The organism is Amycolatopsis rhabdoformis, from assembly GCF_035918295.1.
Taxonomy (GTDB): domain Bacteria; phylum Actinomycetota; class Actinomycetes; order Mycobacteriales; family Pseudonocardiaceae; genus Amycolatopsis; species Amycolatopsis rhabdoformis.
In genome coordinates, this window is the sequence record NZ_CP142149.1 from 2841581 (window position 1) to 2856870 (window position 15290).

Sequence of the window (15290 nt, forward strand, 5' to 3'; positions counted from 1 at the left end):
CGGCGGATGCCGATCATGCGCCCGTGGCCTAGGGTCGAGGGTGCTATGTCTCGCGTAATCCACGTCTTCCGCAAGCCCGACCGGTTCGTCGCCGGAACGGTCGGCGAGCCCGGCGATCGCACGTTCTACCTCCAGGCGTCGGAAGATGTCCGGACGATCAGCGTGACGATCGAGAAACAGCAGGTCGTCGTTCTCGCCGAACGCCTCGGCTCCCTCCTCGAGGAGGTCGCCAGCCGCTTCGGCGCCGACGTACCCGCCGATGTGCCCGACGACCAGCTCGACGTCGCGCCCCTCACGGTCCCCGTGGAGGAGGAGTTCCGCGTCGGCACCATGGGCCTCGGCTGGGACGCCGACTCCAGCGCCGTCGTGATCGAGCTCCTCGCGATCACCGAGGGTGAGGTCGACGAGACGGTGGTGCTCGACGACACGGAAGAGGGCCCCGACGCCGTCCGGGTGTTCCTCACCCCGGTCGCCGCCCGCGCCTTCGCCGAACGCGCCGACCGCGTCGTGAACGCGGGCCGCAAGCCGTGCCCGCTGTGCGGCGAGCCCCTCGACGCGACCGGCCACATCTGCCCGCGGCAGAACGGCTACCGCCGTGACGTCGACGTGGCGGAGGACTGAGGGTGGCCAGTACCCCGCCGCAGCCGGCGGACCCGGGCGCGCGCGAGTTCGTGACCCACGGCCGCATCGACGTCGAAGGCCGGCTCGTCGACGCCTCCAACGTCACCTTGTTCTGCGCGATCGAGCTCGACGGTGTCACCGGCCGCGTGGTCTACAAGCCGGTGTCGGGGGAGCGGCCGCTGTGGGACTTCCCCGACGGCACCCTCGCCGGGCGTGAGGTCGCCACCGCGATGATCGCCGACGCGTCCGGTCTCGGCGCCATCCCGCCCACGGTCCTGCGCGACGGCCCGTTCGGGCCCGGCATGGTGCAGCTGTGGGTCGACACCGACGAGGAAGCCGACGTCGTCGAGGTCGTCGCCCCCGACGAGGTGCCCGAGGGCTGGCGCACGGTGTTGCACGCCCACGACCGCCTCGGTGACCCCGCCGTGCTCGTGCACGCCGACCACGCCGGCATGCGTGAGCTGGCCGTGCTCGACATCGTGGTGAACAACACCGACCGCAAGGGCGGGCACCTGCTCGCCGGCACCGACGGCCAGGTCTACGGCGTCGACCACGGCATCTGCCTGCACACCGACCCGAAGCTGCGCACCGTGCTGTGGGGCTGGATCGGCGAACGCCTCCCGGACGACGCCGTGGAGAAGCTGCGCAAACTGCGCTCCGACCTCGACGGCAAACTCGGTGCCGGCCTCGCCGAGCACCTCACCAAGTTCGAGGTCCGCGCCCTGTCGCAGCGCACCGACTTCCTCCTCGCCGAAGGCGTGTTCCCCGAACCCGGCGACGACTGGCGCGCCATCCCCTGGCCCCTGTTCTGACCCGGCCGCTCTGCCGACCTGGCCGCTCTGTTGACTGGCCCTTGTGCTGACCCGGCCGCTCTGCTGACCGGTCTTCGTGGTGACGCGCCTCCTGCGTTGACCGGGCTCCGTCTGCTTGGATGAGGCTCCTTCCGCCGGACCCGGAGGCGCCGTTCTGACCGAGCCCCTGGACCCCGCCGCCCGCGCGCGGCTCGTCGACCGGTTCGGCACGTCCGTCGAACCGTGGTGCGACGCGTTGCCCGGCCTCGTCGACCGGCTCGCGCCTCGCTGGAGCCTCACCGTCCGCGAAGCCCGGCCCGGCAACACCGGCCGCACCCTGCTCTGCGACAGCCCCGACGGGCCCCGGGTGCTGAAACTCTGCCCCGACCCGGCCATCGCCCGCGCCGAAGCCACCGCGCTGCAGGCCTGGGCCGGGCTGCCCCGCGTGGTCCAGCTGCTCGACACCGACCTCACCGAAGGCGCGATCCTGCTCGAAGGTCTCGTGCCCGGCACCACCCTCACCGAGTCGGACGTCCCGTGGGACCAGGTCCGCGACCTGCTCACCCAAATCCACTCCGTGCCCGCCGACGGCCCGTTCCCCACGCAGCTCGACCGCGTGCACACGATGTTCGACCTCGCCGAACGCCGCCTGCGTGGCAGCGGCGCCCTGCACCACCTGCCGCTCGACGTGCTGCGCACCGGCCGTACCCGCGCCGAAAGCCTCGCCACGACCGGTCCCGTCACCCTCGTGCACGGCGATCTGCACCCCGGCAACGTCCTCGACGCCGGCCCGGCCCGCGGCATCGTCGCCATCGACCCGCGCCCCTGCCTCGGCGACCCGGCCTTCGACGCCGTCGACTGGGCCTTCCTGCCGCTCGCCTCCGGCGGCACCTTCGGGGACGGCCTCGCGCAGCTGCCCGACCCGGCGCGCACCCGCGCGTGGTGTGTCGCGCTCGCACCGCTCGTCGCGATGGGGCCACTGCGCCGCACCGGTCGCACCCGCTTCACCGACGCGGTGCTCGCGCTCGCGCGATGACGGTGTGGCGCCGGTCACTGCGTTGAGCCGCGGCCGTGGCGGGCGCCGTGTCGCGGGCAGCCGGGCGGAACCGCGCCGGCTCCCGCTGCCGAAGGACTGACGATGACCACCACGAAGGCGCCCGGGGCGATGACCCGGGAAATGGACATGGTGCACACCGGCCTGCTGCGCGAATACCGCCTGATGCCCGCGACCATCGCCGGCGTCGCCGAAGGAGACCTCGACCGCGCCGCGCTCGTGGCCGGGCACATCGAGCTCGTCGCCACCGTGCTGCACCACCACCATCACAGCGAGGACCGGGCGATCTGGCCCCGCCTGCTCGAGCGCTGCCCCGACGTGATCGCGCCGCTGGTGAACCGCATGGAACGCCACCACGAACGCATCGCCTACCTCAGCGTGGACTTCACCGCCGCCGTCGCGACCTGGCGCGCCGAGCCGACCGTCGCGAACCGCGCCGCCGTGCTGACCGTGCTCGACCCGCTCGTGACCGTGCTGCGCGAGCACCTGCAGGCCGAGATCGCCGACGTGCTGCCGCTGATCGAACAGCACATCACCGCCGCCGAATGGGACGCGATGGTCGCCGAGGGCGCCGCCGACCTCCCGGTGGAGCAGATCCCGCTCATGTTCGGGATCCTGATGTACGAGGGCGACCCGGGCGCCATCGAGGACGCGCTCGCGAACTTGCCCGCCGAGGCCCGCGACATGATCTCCGAGCTCGCGCCGCGGCTCTACGCCGACCGCGCCGAAGCCCTCTACGGCACGCGCACCCCGCCGAAGGAGACCGCGGCCGCGCACTGAGCACCTCGGCAGTTCCGCACCCGGCGCAAGTCAGCAGCTCAACTCGTCGCGGCCCGCTTCACGGCCACAGCAACGGCACGGCTTTCTGCAGGGCCCAGCCGATGAGCACCAGCCACCCGGCGATCCACACGAACGCCGGCACGGAGGTGCTCTCGGCCAGGCCCGCCGCGTCGTCGGTGTGGTCGCGCAGGCCGTGGCGCACCCGGTTGGCCACGAGCACGGCCAGCCCGCCGATCTCGCTGGTGAGCAGCAGCCACGCCTCGCCGTACGCCGCCGCGTTCTGCAGCGACCCCGGCGCCACCCGCAGCGTGACGAACGCGGCGATGCCCAGCGCCGCCACCGCGACGAACGTGACCAGGTCCCGCGTGAGCACCAGCACCAGAGCCATCACCGCGACCGTGAGCGCGAGCACCGCCGGCGCGTAGCCGTGGCGCAGCAGCGCGGCGGCGCCGAGCCCGGCCAGCGGCGGCATCGCGTAGCCGGCCACGCTCACGAGAGCCCGCGAGAGCGGCGACGGTGCCCACGACCAGGTGGCCCCGCCGTCGGCACTCGTGATCGCGATCCGGCGCACCCCGCCGCCGGTCACGACACTGGCCAGCGCGTGGCCACCCTCGTGGAACACCGTGCCCAGCACGTTGGCCCGCACGATCAGCAGGCTCTTCTCACTCGACATGAACGCGAACGTGCCGATCGACACCGCGGCCGCGAACAGCCCTGTGACCAGCACCAACCACCGCCCGGGTGCCTCGACCGTGTCGGTCAGCACGCCCAGGACGCCCCCCTCCGCCATGCGCCCGCCCTCCTCCGGGTTCACCACGAACCCGAAGAATCGCACGTCGGTACGACATTTCCGGCCTTCTTTTCCGCTCGAAGCGCGTGAAGGATCGCGGCCCGCCCGGCGTGGCGGCACGACTGCACCGCGTCGGGAGCACTAGCGTGCTCCGCCGTGCGCTCACATTCGTACAACGACGACGTGCTGTCGGGTCCGCGCAAGCGGAAGATCCCCGAGATCCCGGCCGAGCCCGGGCTCGTGGTCGAAGACCCCGCCAGCGGCTACTGCGGCGCGGTCGTGAAGATCGAGTACGGCAACGTGGTGCTCGAAGACGCCAAGGGCCGCCACCGCGTGTTCCCGCTCGAACCCGCGGCCTTCCTGCTCGAAGGCAAACCCGTCACGCTCGTCCCGGTCCGCAAGGCCGCCGCGCCCGTGAAGCGGGTGTCGGCGTCCGGGTCGGTGAAGGTGCAGGGCCTGCAGGCCCGCGTCGCGCGCGACTCCCGCATCTGGGTCGAGGGCAAGCACGACGCCGAGCTGGTCGAACGCGTGTGGGGCCACGACCTGCGAGTGGAAGGTGTGGTCGTGGAACCGCTCGACGGCGTCGACGTGCTGTCCGACCGCATCGCCGAGTTCGGCACCGGACCCGGCCGCCGCCTCGGTGTGCTCGTCGACCACCTCGTGGCCGGCAGCAAGGAGTCGCGGCTGGTCGCGCAGGTCCGCGACGAGCAGGTGCTCGTGACGGGTCACCCGTACGTGGACATCTGGCAGGCCGTGAAACCCGCCGCGGTCGGCATCGAGGCGTGGCCGAAGATCCCGCGTGGTGTCGAGTGGAAGGTCGGCATCTGCGACGCGCTCGGCTGGGGCGAGACCTATGAAGGCTGGCAACGGGTCCTGGCCGCCGTGAGCAGTTTCCGCGACCTCGAGACGCCTCTGATCGGCGCCGTCGAACGGCTCATCGACTTCGTGACCGAGCCCCCGGAGTGAGCCCCGTTCACCCGGCTCCGGGCAAGGTCACGCGTGGGTCACGTCGAGTCACTTGCCCGGTGCGAACCGGCGCGATCTGAGAGCATGACCACATGGCAGTAGCGCTGATCTGGCTGATCATCGGCATCGTCCTGATGATCGCGGAAGTCATCTCCGGTGACTTCGTGTTGATCATGCTCGGCATCGCGGCGCTGCTCGGCGCCGGATCGGAAGCGATCACCGGCAACATCTTCATCGACGTCGCCGTGTTCGCCGTGAGCTCCGTCGCGTTGCTCGCCCTCGCCCGCCCCGCGCTCAAGCGCCGCTTCCTCGCCGGCTCCCACACGCCCACCGGCACCGACGCGCTCATCGGCGCGCGTGCCGTCGTGGTGTCCACAGTGGACTACGACGCCGGGCAGGTGAAGATCGGGGGAGAGGTCTGGTCGGCCCGGGCCGTGCACGAGTCGCACCCGCCGATCGCGCCGGGCACCAGCGTCACCGTGGTCGAGATCTCCGGCGCCACCGCCGTGGTGGACGTCGTGTCCTGATCGTGAGAACTTCGAAAAACGGTACTAGGTAAGGGGAAACGCTCTTGTCGACTATTGCGATCGTCGTGGTCGCGCTACTCGTCCTGTTCGTCATCATCACGGTGGCCAAGGCGATCATGGTGGTGCCGCAGGCCCAGTCGGCGGTGATCGAGCGCCTCGGCCGGTTCCGCACCGTCGCCGCGCCCGGCCTCACGTTCCTGGTGCCGTTCCTGGACAAGGTCCGCGCCCGCATCGACCTGCGCGAGCAGGTCGTGTCGTTCCCGCCGCAGCCGGTGATCACCGAGGACAACCTCACGGTGAACATCGACACCGTCGTGTACTTCCAGGTCACCGACTCGCGCGCCGCGGTCTACGAGATCTCCAACTACATCATCGGTGTCGAGCAGCTCACCACCACCACCCTGCGCAACGTGGTCGGTGGCATGAGCCTCGAGCAGACGCTGACCTCGCGCGACGCGATCAACAGCCAGCTGCGCGGCGTGCTCGACGAGGCCACCGGCCGCTGGGGCATCCGCGTCGCCCGGGTCGAGCTCAAGGCGATCGACCCGCCGCCCTCCATCCAGGACTCGATGGAGAAGCAGATGCGCGCCGACCGTGAGAAGCGCGCGATGATCCTCACCGCGGAAGGCCAGCGGGAGTCCTCGATCAAGACCGCCGAAGGTCAGAAGCAGAGCCAGATCCTTTCGGCGGAAGGCCAGAAGCAGGCGGCGATCCTCGCGGCCGAGGCCGAGCGGCAGTCGCGCATCCTGCGCGCGCAGGGTGAACGAGCCGCCCGCTACCTGCAGGCCCAGGGCCAGGCGAAGGCGATCGAGAAGGTCTTCGCGGCCATCAAGGCCGGCCGCCCGACGCCCGAGGTGCTCGCCTACCAGTACCTGCAGACCCTGCCGCAGATGGCGCAGGGCGACGCGAACAAGGTCTGGATGATCCCGAGCGACTACGGCAAGGCCCTCGAAGGCTTCGCCCGCGCGCTCGGCGCCCCCGGCGACGACGGCGTGTTCCGCTACGAGCCGCCGAAGGACGACACCCCCGAACGCCCCGACCTCGACGACGACGAGGTCGCCGGCTGGTTCGACACCTCCACCGACCCGAAGGTCGCCGAGGCCGTCGCCGCCGCGGAAGCCGTGGCCCGCAAGGAGGTGCCGAGCCCGCTCGGCGCCGCGCCGCCGCGCCGCGCCCTCGGTGGCGGCACCCCGGCACCGCAGGCCGAGCCCGTCGTGGAGGAAGAACCGCCCGCGCCGCCGGCCCCGTCGGCGTCCGCCGCACCGCAGCAGCCGACCACGCCGGTCACCCCTCCGCAGCCGAGCACGCCGCCGCCGGGTGTCCAGCAGCAGGGCCCGTCGTCGCTGCCGCAGCCGCAGCCCCCGACCACCCCGCCGGGTGGCCCGTACCAGGGGCCACCGCAGCAGTTCGGCGGCCAGCAGGGTCCGGGCAGCGGGCCGTTCCCGCAGCAGGGCCCGTTCGGCGGACCCCAGGGCGGGCCTCCGCCGCAGCAGCGCCGCTGACGCACCGAACACGAAACGGGCGCTCACCCCGGAATTCCGGGATGAGCGCCCGTTTGTCGTTGTGGTGGTGCGGTTCAGCGAGCCGAGCGGAGGTAGACGCTCGCGTCGTCGATGTTCGCCTTCGACCGGTCCGGCAGTGCGATCACGCAGAGGATCGTGACCACGGCCGAGAGCACGATGTAGATCGACACCGAATACGGCGTACCCGTGAGATGCAGCAGCCACGTCGCCAGCAGCGGTGCCGGTCCGCCCGCGAACACCGACGCCAGCTGGTAGCCGAGGCCGGCGCCGCCGTAGCGCAGGTGCGTCGGGAAGCTCTCGCCGATGAGCGCGGCCTGCGGCCCGTACTGCATCGCGTGCGCGGCCAGCGACACGATCACGGCGATGAAGATCAGCGTGTGCCCACCGTGGCTGAGGATCGTGAAGTACGGGAACGCGATCACGGCCGTGAGCACCGAGCCGGTGAGGTACACGCGTTTTCGGCCGACGCGGTCCGACAGCTGCGAGAACAGCGGAATCAACGCCAGCTCGGCCACCGCGCCCACGAGCACCGCGTTGAGCACGAACGTCTTGCTGAACTCGGGACGCTCCACCACGTACACGAGCACGTAGCTGGTGAACAGGTAGAACGGCATCTGCTCGCTGAAGCGCAGGCCCGCCGAGAGCAGGATTTCCCGCCAGTGGTGGCGCACCGCGTCCTTCACCGGCGCCTTCGAGGTCTTCTTGTCCGCCACCACCTTCGCGAACATCGGGGTTTCGAGGATCCGCAGCCGGATCACCAGGCCGATGATCACGAGCACCAGGCTCAGCAGGAACGGGATCCGCCAGCCCCACGAGTCGAACTGCTCCGTGGTGAGCGTCGCCGAGAGCAGGGTCATGCCGCCGGTTCCGAGCACCAGCCCCACCGGCACCCCGACCTGCGCGAAGCTCGCGAGGAGCCCGCGTTTGCGCTGATCACCCCATTCCATCGCGAGCAGCACCGAGCCGCTCCACTCACCGCCGATCGCGATGCCCTGCACCAGCCGCAGCAGCACCAGGATCAACGGCGCGGCGAACCCGATCGAGTCCGTGCCCGGCAGCACGCCGACCACCGCCGAGGACAGGCCCATCAGCAGCAGGGTGACGATCAGCGTGGCCTTGCGGCCCAGCCGGTCGCCCCAGTGCCCGAAGATCGCCGCGCCGACCGGCCGGGCCGCGAACCCGACCGCGTAGGTGGCGAACGACTGCATCGCGCCGGCGTAACCGCTCGAGGCGGGGAAGAACAAGTGCGGGAAAACGAGTGCCGCGGCGGTGTTGTAGAGGAAGAAGTCGTACCACTCGATCGTCGTGCCGATCGATCCGGCGAGCGCGGCTCGCCGCACCTGGATCCGACGATGCAGCGAGGAGGCTTCGACTGACTGGCTGACTTCGTTGTCGCCTAAGACCATGAATGCACCTCTCGTGACGGCCGTCACCCGATAGTGTGATGGTTGGCCGACTGTTTGGCGATTCCTGACTGACAACTACGCAAGACTGTTTCGTTCTGTCACCCGGGGTGGTCGGAACCCGCCGAAAACCACGCTGGGCGACGGTTTCGGAAAAGTCCGGAAAACTCGGCCGGGGGATGTCGAGAACCGGGAAACGGCGGCGTCCCCGCGGCGAACACCGACCAGGACCGCCTCCAGGGAGAGCCGCCATGGACCAGCACAAGATCGCCGAGATCCTCGACCGTCCGCACAGCCGGCAGCTGCTGGCCCGCGACCTGACCCGCCTGGCCTACGTGGCCCAGGACGGCACGCCGCGCACCGTGCCGATGGGGTTCACCTGGAACGGCACACAGATTGTCATGTGCACCACCAAGAACGCCCCGAAGCTGCCGGCGCTGCGCGCCAACCCGATGGTGGCGCTCACGATCGACACCGAGGTGCACCCGCCCAAGATCCTGCTGCTGCGCGGCCGCGCGGAGCTCGACGTGGTGGACGGGATCCCCGAGGAGTACCTGCGGATCAACGGCTCCTACGAGATGACCGCCGAGCAGCGCGTGGAGTGGGAGGCCGAGGTGCGCTCCCTCTACGACGGCATGGTGCGCGTGGTCGTGACCCCGACGTGGGTGAAGCTCATCGACTTCGAGACGACCCTGCCCAGTGCCGTCGAAGAGCTGGTGCGGCGGCGCGCCGAGCGGCAGCGCGCGTAGAAAAAATTTCCGGCCGCGGGATGTCGAGAACCCGCGAGCCGCTGCGTCCCCGTCACGAATCCGGACAGAATGGGCCGGACCACTTCAAGGAGAACCACGATGGCCAAGTACCTGTTGCTCAAGCACTACCGCGGCGCACCGGCACCGGTGAACAACGTGCCGATGGACCAGTGGAAGCCCGAGGAGGTCACCGCGCACATCCAGTACATGCGCGACTTCGCGAAGAAGCTCGAAAGCACCGGCGAGTTCGTCGACGCCCAGGCGCTCTCGGAGGACGCCCTGTTCGTCCGCTACGACGGCGAAGGCCGCCCGCCGGTGACCGACGGACCGTTCGCCGAGACCAAGGACCTCATCGCGGGCTGGATGATCATCGACGTCGAGGGCCCCGAGCGGGCGATCGAGCTGGCCGGCGAGCTCTCGGCCGCGCCGGGCGCGGACGGCAAGCCGATCCACGAATGGCTCGAGGTGCGGCCCTTCTACGGCGAACCGCCCACGATCACCGAATGACCACTCCGGTGGACGAAACACTGCTGCGCACGCTCACGCCCAGCGTGATCGGGATCCTCGGCCGCCGCGGAGCGGACTTCGCGGCGGCCGAGGATGCCGTGCAGGAGGCGCTGGTCGAGGCCGTGCGGGTGTGGCCGGACGATCCGCCCCGCGACCCGAAGGGCTGGCTGGTCACGGTCGCGTGGCGGAAGTTCCTCTCCGCGGTCCGGGCCGACACGTCCCGCCGGAACCGGGAACTGCGCGCCGACGACGAACCGGAACCGGGCCCGGCCGAGCTCGCCGACGACACGCTGCACCTGTACTTCCTGTGCACGCACCCTTCGCTCACGCCGGCCTCGGCCGTCGCGCTCACGCTGCGCGCGGTCGGCGGCCTGACCACGCGCCAGATCGCGCAGGCCTACCTCGTGCCCGAAGCCACGATGGCGCAACGCATCAGCCGCGCGAAGAAGACCGTCTCGAGCGTGCGGCTCAACGCGCCCGGCGACGTCGCCACCGTGCTGCGCGTGCTGTACCTGGTGTTCAACGAGGGCTACTCCGGCGACGTCGACCTCGCCGCCGAAGCCATCCGGCTCACCCGCCAGCTCGCCGCCCGGATCGACCACGCGGAGGTCGCCGGCCTGCTCGCCCTCATGCTGCTGCACCACGCCCGCCGCGCCACCCGCGTCGACGGCAACGGCGAGCTGGTGCCACTGTCCGAACAGGACCGCAGCCGCTGGGACACCCGCCTGATCACCGAAGGCGTCGACCTCCTGCAAGCCGCCCTCGCCCGCGACCGCCTCGGCGAGTTCCAGGCCCAGGCCGCCATCGCCGCCCTGCACGCCGACGCCCCCACCGCCGACGAAACGGACTGGGTGCAGATCGTCGAGTGGTACGACGAACTCGTCCGCCTCACCGACAGCCCCGTGGCGCGCCTCAACCGCGCCGTCGCCCTCGGCGAAGCCGACGGCCCCCACGCCGGCCTCACCGCGCTGGCCACCCTCGACCCCACCCTGCCCCGCCACACCGCCGCGTCCGCCTACCTCCACGAACGCGCGGGCGAGCTGGCCACCGCGGCCCGCCTCTACGCCGAAGCCGCGCGCTCCGCCCCGAACCTTCCGGAACGCGACCACTTGACGCGACAGGCGGCGCGGCTGAACTCGCAACTGCGAGGCTGACGGGGGCCGGGTTGTCACGGAGATTTCCCTGAGCGTCCGCGTAGCCGGTTGGACGGTCAGATTCACAGCTGCACCTCTCGATCACCTCGACCGAACACCCGGTCCCAGCGGCCCCGAGCTTGACACGTAGGAATTCTCCTACCTATGGTTTCCGGCATGACCATCTCCCGCATCCAGTTCGTCACCGTGCCCGTGGCTGATCAGGCGAAGGCGCGTGAGTTCTACGTCGAGAAGCTCGGGTTCGAGGTGGTCGTCGATCGCGGCGGGCCGGGCGGGCGGTTCGTGATGGTGGCGCCGAAGGGGGCGCAGACCGGGTTGGTGTTGGTGGACTACGCCATTTCCGGGGTCACGCTCACCGGGCCGCTGCATTTCCAGCTCGACACCACCGATCTCGACGCCGACGTGGCCGCGTTGCGGGAGCACGGGGTGGAGGTGGCCGAGCCGCAGGTGATGCCGTGGGGGCGGGCGACGTCGTTCACCGATCTCGACGGCAACGGGGTCGGCCTGCTGGAGCCGTCGGCGTTCGGGAACCGGCCGGGCTGAGCGCGTGCCCGTCAACGACGACGTGTTCGCCGCGCTGGCCAATCCCGTGCGGCGCGAGGTGTTGCGGCTGCTGCTGGACGGGCCGATGGCCGCCGGTGATCTCGCCGGGCGGTTCGAGATGCGCCGGCCCAGTCTGTCGGAGCATCTGCGGGTGCTGAGGGAAGCGGGGCTGGTCACCGAGCAGCGGACCGGACGCAACCGCGTCTACTCGCTCGAAGCCGCGCCGCTGGAGGAAGTGACGACGTGGCTGAGCCCGTTCGAACAGTTCTGGCGCACCAAGCTCACCGCCCTGCGTGACCTGCTCGACGAGGAAGACCTGTGACCGAAGACCCGACCGCCGTAGACCCGACCGCAGTGCACGTCGACCAGTTCCTGCCGCACCCCGCCCGGAAGGTCTGGCGCGCGCTCACCGAACCCGAGCTGCTCGAACGCTGGCTCACCATGCCCAACGACATCAAACCCGTGGTGGGACACCGGTTCGAGCTGCTCGCCCAGCCGGTGCCCGCGGCCGGGTTCGCCGGCGGGCCGGTGCAGTGCGAGGTGCTCGTGGCCGATCCCGAGCGCGAGCTGAGCATCCGGTGGGGTCCGAAGTGGACGGTCACCTGGCGGCTCGTGCCGGAAGGCACCGGTACGCGGCTGTTCCTCACCCACGAAGGCTTCGACCCGCACGACGAGTTCGAGCAGGTGTCGCGCCGGATCATGGGTGGCGGATGGCGCTCGCACGTGCTGCGAGCGCTGGAACGCGTGCTCAGCGCGCTGCCCGGCTGAACCCGGCTACGATCAGGCCGTGACGGAGTCCAAACCGCTGCGCGCCGACGCCCGGCGCAACCGGGCGAAGGTGCTCGAGGCCGCCGAGACGGTGTTCGCGGCCCGGGGTACCGGCGCGCCGACCGAAGACGTCGCGCGTGAGGCGGGCGTGGGCGTCGGCACGGTGTTCCGGCACTTCCCCACGAAGGAAGCGCTGCTCGAAGCGGTGCTCTACGCGCGGCTGCACCGCTTCGTCGACGAAGCCGAAACCGTGGTCGCCCAGGACTCGCCCGACGCCGGCGCCGCGTTCTTCACGTTCCTGACCAGCTGGATCGAGATGTCCAGCGCCAAGAACGCCTACTTCGAAGCCCTCAGCGCCGCCGGCATCAACGTGCCGAAGGCCGGCTCGGTCGTCGCGACCCGCCTGATGGAGGCGCTCGGCGTGCTGCTGCGCCGCGCGCAGGACGCGGCCGCCGTGCGCGCCGACCTCACCGTGGCCGAGCTGATCCCGGTGATCATCGGCACCGCGAAGGCCGCCGAGCACATCGGCGCCGACTGCGGCCTGCGCGACCGCGTGGTCACGATCCTGTTCGACGGCCTGCGTCCGGTCACCTCAGCCGCGCACGCTCCGCGCGTCGGCATCTGACCCGGCACCGAACGGCGCCAGTTCCGGGCGTTTCGGGCTCAGCGTGTCGCCGGAGGACTCACCGCGCAGCCGGCGCTGCACCCACGGCCACGCGTGCTCGCGGCTCCAGCGCAGGTTCTGCTCCCGGCGTTCCCGCGCCGACAGCCGCGGCCGAGGGCCCAGCTCGGCCGAGGTGAGCTCGTGGGCGACCCCGAGCACGTCGAGCACCGCGATCGCGATCTCGAGGTGGCCGCGCGAGTTGAGGTGCAGCCGGTCCGGCGCCCACAGCCGCCGGTCGCGCAGCTGCCGCATCGACCACATGTCCACCAGCAGCGTGCCGTGGCGGGCGGCGATGCCGCGCACGTTCTCGTTGTAGATCGCCACGCGCCCGCGCATCTGGCGGAACAGCGCGTCCTCGACCCCGTCGACGCCGGTGAACAGCACCACCCGCGCGCCGCTGCCGCGCAACCGGGCGACGGCGAGCTCGTAGGAGTCGGTGAGGGCGTCGATGTCGACCTTGGGCCGCATCAGATCGTTGCCGCCCGCGTAGAGCGTGACCAGGTCCGGTTCCATCGCCAGCGCCGGCTCGATCTGCTCGGCGAGCACCTGGGGCAGCAGCTTTCCGCGGATGGCGAGGTTGGCGTAGCGGAAGTCGGGCTGCCGGGCGGCGAGCACCTCGGCGACGCGGTCGGCCCAGCCGCGCACGCCGTTCGGGGCGGCGGGATCGTCGTCGCCGACACCTTCGGTGAAGGAATCGCCCAGGGATACCAAGCGGTTGGTCATAACGGGAACCCTAGTGCAGCCCGAATCGTGCCTTGATCAGGTGCGGTGTCACAGAGTGACGAGATTCGCTGAGAATTTTCCCCGGATGGATGAACTTCTCAGCGTTGCCGACCGTTGTCGCCAGTGTGAAGTCACGATCCGGTCACCGCCGGTCCCGGCACGGCGCGTTGGCTCTGGCCATCGTCGCCGGCGCGGGCCTCGCGGGCGGCTACGTCACGGTCCAGAAGGGTGCGACAGCGTCCGCCGCCGCGGGGCACGCCGAAACGGCGGATGTCGCGCACACGCGCGCCGGCGCGGCCGGGCAAGGCGGGGCGAGCGCGTCCCCGTCCAGCGCGGCGGCGAGCAGCACGGCGCCCGCCCTTCCGGCCAGTGTGATGCCGTTCAACGCCAAGCTGACGTCGAAGGACATCCCCGTCGAGGGTGGTGGCGTGCGCGGTGGCGGCTGCAGCGGCTCGCTGATCGCGCCGGACTGGATCATCACGGCGGGGCACTGCTTCCACGACCTCGCCGGCACCCGCGTCGGCGGCAAGCCGCAGTACCACATGGCCGTGGCGGTGGGGAAGATCAACGACGACGATCCGCGCGGCCATGTGGTGCAGGCCGTGGACGTGCGCCAGTCGCCGGTGAACGACCTCGCGCTGGTGAAGCTCAGCGAGCCGATCACCGACATCACCCCGCTGACGCTGCCCACCGGGCCGCCGAAGGTCGGCGAGGACGTGGACTTCGTGGGCTGGGGCTCGCTCTCGGCCACGGTCGTCGCGCCGTCCGACCACATGAAACGCGGCCACTTCGAGGTGCGCGCGATCCGCCACACCGAGCTCGACATGGGTCCGCTGGAGGCGCGCACGGTCGAGAACAGCCCGTGCCACGACGACTCGGGCTCGCCGTTCTTCGTGCCGGACGGCGACCAGAAGGGCCGGCTCGTGGCCGTGGAGGACAACGGCCCCGACTGCCCTCAGCCCGGTCTCGAGACCACCGCTCGCGTGGACACGATCCTCGACTGGATCCACGCCCAGATGGACTGACGCTCGGACCGCCGCCGCTCAGGCGCTGAGCTGCCGCGCCCGGTGGTCGGCGACGTTCACCCGCGTGCCGCAGCGCGTGGAGCAGAAGCGGCGGCGGCCGTTGCGGGAAGTGTCCACGAACGCGATCCCGCAGCCTTCGCGCGCGCAGAGCCCGAAGCGGTCCGGGGCCTCGCACACGAGGTGGGCCAGGCCGCCGGCGGAAAACGCCTGCACGCGCTCGACGGTGCCGGCGTCCTCGCTCGCGTAGTGCAGGTGCGGCGGTTTGCCGTCGTGGCTGGAGATGTGCGGCCGGACCGCCGCGGTGAGCAGCAGCCGGTTGACCAGGTCCACGCGTTCGGCCGGGTCCGCGGCGAACACCGCCCGCAGCTGCCGGCCCCAGTCGGACACGCGGGCGCCTTCGTCGTCGGTGAACGCGGTCAGCGCCATGCCCTGGGCCCGGCAGGCCTCCGACAGCTCGGCCGCCGAGACGCTCTCCTGCCGGGCCAGGGTGGCCAGGGCCGCGGCGACCTGAGCGCCCGACCCGCCGTAAGGGTTGAAGTGCACTGACTCATTACAGCACGATCGGGGCATGGAAGAAAACCGTTGCCCCCGTTGTGGCTGGCCACTGGCCGAACTGCCCCCGTCCGCCGTCGTGCCCGCCTCGCGCGGCAGCCGCGCCGACTATGTCCGCTGCCTGTGCGGGAGCTGGGTCGCGCGGCTCGG

The 15290-nt window shown here is 71.1% G+C and carries 19 protein-coding genes; 15 read left to right on the forward strand and 4 right to left on the reverse strand.

Annotated elements, in window-relative coordinates; all coding sequences use genetic code 11:
• Positions 1-45: 45 nt before the first annotated feature.
• The 4 genes from VSH64_RS12770 (at position 46) to VSH64_RS12785 (ending at position 3246) form a co-directional block, all read left to right on the forward strand.
• Entirely contained in the window at positions 46-621 is a 576-nt protein-coding gene (locus VSH64_RS12770; RefSeq protein ID WP_326835785.1) for a DUF3090 domain-containing protein, read from the forward strand.
• 2 nt (positions 622-623) lie between these two features.
• Entirely contained in the window at positions 624-1433 is an 810-nt protein-coding gene (locus VSH64_RS12775) for an SCO1664 family protein (protein ID WP_326835786.1), read from the forward strand.
• Between the two features lie 115 nt (positions 1434-1548).
• A complete protein-coding gene (locus VSH64_RS12780) occupies positions 1549-2448 on the forward strand; it encodes a phosphotransferase (protein ID WP_326835787.1) in 900 nt (299 codons plus the stop codon).
• A 102-nt stretch (positions 2449-2550) separates the two neighbouring features.
• Entirely contained in the window at positions 2551-3246 is a 696-nt protein-coding gene (locus tag VSH64_RS12785; RefSeq protein WP_326835788.1) for a hemerythrin domain-containing protein, read from the forward strand.
• A 58-nt stretch (positions 3247-3304) separates the two neighbouring features.
• Here VSH64_RS12785 and VSH64_RS12790 read toward each other — a convergent pair whose 3' ends face one another.
• Complete coding sequence (locus VSH64_RS12790; RefSeq protein ID WP_326835789.1) at positions 3305-4081, reverse strand: M50 family metallopeptidase; 777 nt, start codon at positions 4079-4081, stop codon at positions 3305-3307.
• A gap of 111 nt (positions 4082-4192) precedes the next feature.
• On the opposite strand from VSH64_RS12790, the gene VSH64_RS12795 reads away from it, so the two are divergent.
• From VSH64_RS12795 to VSH64_RS12805, 3 genes are all read left to right on the forward strand, one after another.
• On the forward strand, positions 4193-5002 hold the full coding sequence (locus VSH64_RS12795) for a DUF3097 domain-containing protein (RefSeq protein ID WP_326835790.1): 810 nt from the start codon (positions 4193-4195) through the stop codon (positions 5000-5002).
• Positions 5003-5094: 92 nt separating this feature from the next.
• Complete coding sequence (locus VSH64_RS12800; protein WP_326835791.1) at positions 5095-5529, forward strand: NfeD family protein; 435 nt, start codon at positions 5095-5097, stop codon at positions 5527-5529.
• 116 nt (positions 5530-5645) lie between these two features.
• A complete protein-coding gene (locus VSH64_RS12805; RefSeq protein ID WP_407655682.1) occupies positions 5646-7031 on the forward strand; it encodes an SPFH domain-containing protein in 1386 nt (461 codons plus the stop codon).
• A gap of 74 nt (positions 7032-7105) precedes the next feature.
• Here the strand turns inward: VSH64_RS12805 and VSH64_RS12810 are convergent, their stop codons facing one another.
• Positions 7106-8458, reverse strand: a complete 1353-nt coding sequence (locus VSH64_RS12810) for an MFS transporter (protein ID WP_326835792.1) — start codon at positions 8456-8458, stop codon at positions 7106-7108.
• A gap of 248 nt (positions 8459-8706) precedes the next feature.
• On the opposite strand from VSH64_RS12810, the gene VSH64_RS12815 reads away from it, so the two are divergent.
• From VSH64_RS12815 to VSH64_RS12845, 7 genes are all read left to right on the forward strand, one after another.
• Positions 8707-9204 (forward strand): pyridoxamine 5'-phosphate oxidase family protein, encoded by a 498-nt coding sequence (locus VSH64_RS12815; RefSeq protein WP_326835793.1) that lies wholly within the window; start codon positions 8707-8709, stop codon positions 9202-9204.
• 99 nt (positions 9205-9303) lie between these two features.
• The gene (locus tag VSH64_RS12820; RefSeq protein WP_326835794.1) at positions 9304-9711 is read left to right on the forward strand and encodes a YciI family protein; all 408 of its coding nucleotides are present in this window, start codon (positions 9304-9306) and stop codon (positions 9709-9711) included.
• Complete coding sequence (locus tag VSH64_RS12825) at positions 9708-10865, forward strand: RNA polymerase sigma factor (RefSeq protein ID WP_326835795.1); 1158 nt, start codon at positions 9708-9710, stop codon at positions 10863-10865. The genes VSH64_RS12820 and VSH64_RS12825 overlap by 4 nt, the downstream gene beginning before the upstream one ends.
• A gap of 156 nt (positions 10866-11021) precedes the next feature.
• A complete protein-coding gene (locus tag VSH64_RS12830) occupies positions 11022-11408 on the forward strand; it encodes a VOC family protein (RefSeq protein WP_326835796.1) in 387 nt (128 codons plus the stop codon).
• Positions 11409-11412: 4 nt separating this feature from the next.
• Positions 11413-11730, forward strand: coding sequence for an ArsR/SmtB family transcription factor (locus VSH64_RS12835; protein WP_326835797.1), 318 nt, complete (start codon positions 11413-11415; stop codon positions 11728-11730).
• A complete protein-coding gene (locus VSH64_RS12840; protein ID WP_326835798.1) occupies positions 11727-12176 on the forward strand; it encodes an SRPBCC family protein in 450 nt (149 codons plus the stop codon). Before VSH64_RS12835 ends, VSH64_RS12840 begins: the two co-directional genes overlap by 4 nt.
• Positions 12177-12195: 19 nt before the next feature.
• Complete coding sequence (locus VSH64_RS12845) at positions 12196-12801, forward strand: TetR/AcrR family transcriptional regulator (RefSeq protein WP_326835799.1); 606 nt, start codon at positions 12196-12198, stop codon at positions 12799-12801.
• Here the strand turns inward: VSH64_RS12845 and VSH64_RS12850 are convergent.
• Positions 12769-13563 carry an SGNH/GDSL hydrolase family protein gene (locus VSH64_RS12850; protein WP_326835800.1) on the reverse strand — a complete coding sequence of 265 codons (795 nt, stop codon included), beginning with the start codon at positions 13561-13563 and terminating at the stop codon, positions 12769-12771. The genes VSH64_RS12845 and VSH64_RS12850 overlap by 33 nt on opposite strands.
• A gap of 125 nt (positions 13564-13688) precedes the next feature.
• On the opposite strand from VSH64_RS12850, the gene VSH64_RS12855 reads away from it, so the two are divergent.
• Positions 13689-14588, forward strand: coding sequence for a S1 family peptidase (locus VSH64_RS12855; protein ID WP_326835801.1), 900 nt, complete (start codon positions 13689-13691; stop codon positions 14586-14588).
• Between the two features lie 18 nt (positions 14589-14606).
• Here VSH64_RS12855 and VSH64_RS12860 read toward each other — a convergent pair whose 3' ends face one another.
• Positions 14607-15131 (reverse strand): CGNR zinc finger domain-containing protein, encoded by a 525-nt coding sequence (locus tag VSH64_RS12860; protein WP_326835802.1) that lies wholly within the window; start codon positions 15129-15131, stop codon positions 14607-14609.
• Between the last annotated feature and the right edge of the window lie 159 nt (positions 15132-15290).

What these genes read in the sequence shown, in the direction of transcription:
- VSH64_RS12770 (WP_326835785.1), top strand. Translation starts at nt 46, where the DNA reads ATGTCTCGCGTAATCCACGTCTTCCGCAAGCCCGACCGGTTCGTCGCC.
- VSH64_RS12785 (WP_326835788.1), top strand. Translation starts at nt 2,551, where the DNA reads ATGACCACCACGAAGGCGCCCGGGGCGATGACCCGGGAAATGGACATG.
- VSH64_RS12800 (WP_326835791.1), top strand. Translation starts at nt 5,095, where the DNA reads ATGGCAGTAGCGCTGATCTGGCTGATCATCGGCATCGTCCTGATGATC.
- VSH64_RS12805 (WP_407655682.1), top strand. Translation starts at nt 5,646, where the DNA reads ATGGTGGTGCCGCAGGCCCAGTCGGCGGTGATCGAGCGCCTCGGCCGG.
- VSH64_RS12810 (WP_326835792.1), bottom strand. Translation starts at nt 8,458, where the DNA reads ATGGTCTTAGGCGACAACGAAGTCAGCCAGTCAGTCGAAGCCTCCTCG.
- VSH64_RS12815 (WP_326835793.1), top strand. Translation starts at nt 8,707, where the DNA reads ATGGACCAGCACAAGATCGCCGAGATCCTCGACCGTCCGCACAGCCGG.
- VSH64_RS12820 (WP_326835794.1), top strand. Translation starts at nt 9,304, where the DNA reads ATGGCCAAGTACCTGTTGCTCAAGCACTACCGCGGCGCACCGGCACCG.
- VSH64_RS12825 (WP_326835795.1), top strand. Translation starts at nt 9,708, where the DNA reads ATGACCACTCCGGTGGACGAAACACTGCTGCGCACGCTCACGCCCAGC.
- VSH64_RS12830 (WP_326835796.1), top strand. Translation starts at nt 11,022, where the DNA reads ATGACCATCTCCCGCATCCAGTTCGTCACCGTGCCCGTGGCTGATCAG.
- VSH64_RS12850 (WP_326835800.1), bottom strand. Translation starts at nt 13,563, where the DNA reads ATGACCAACCGCTTGGTATCCCTGGGCGATTCCTTCACCGAAGGTGTC.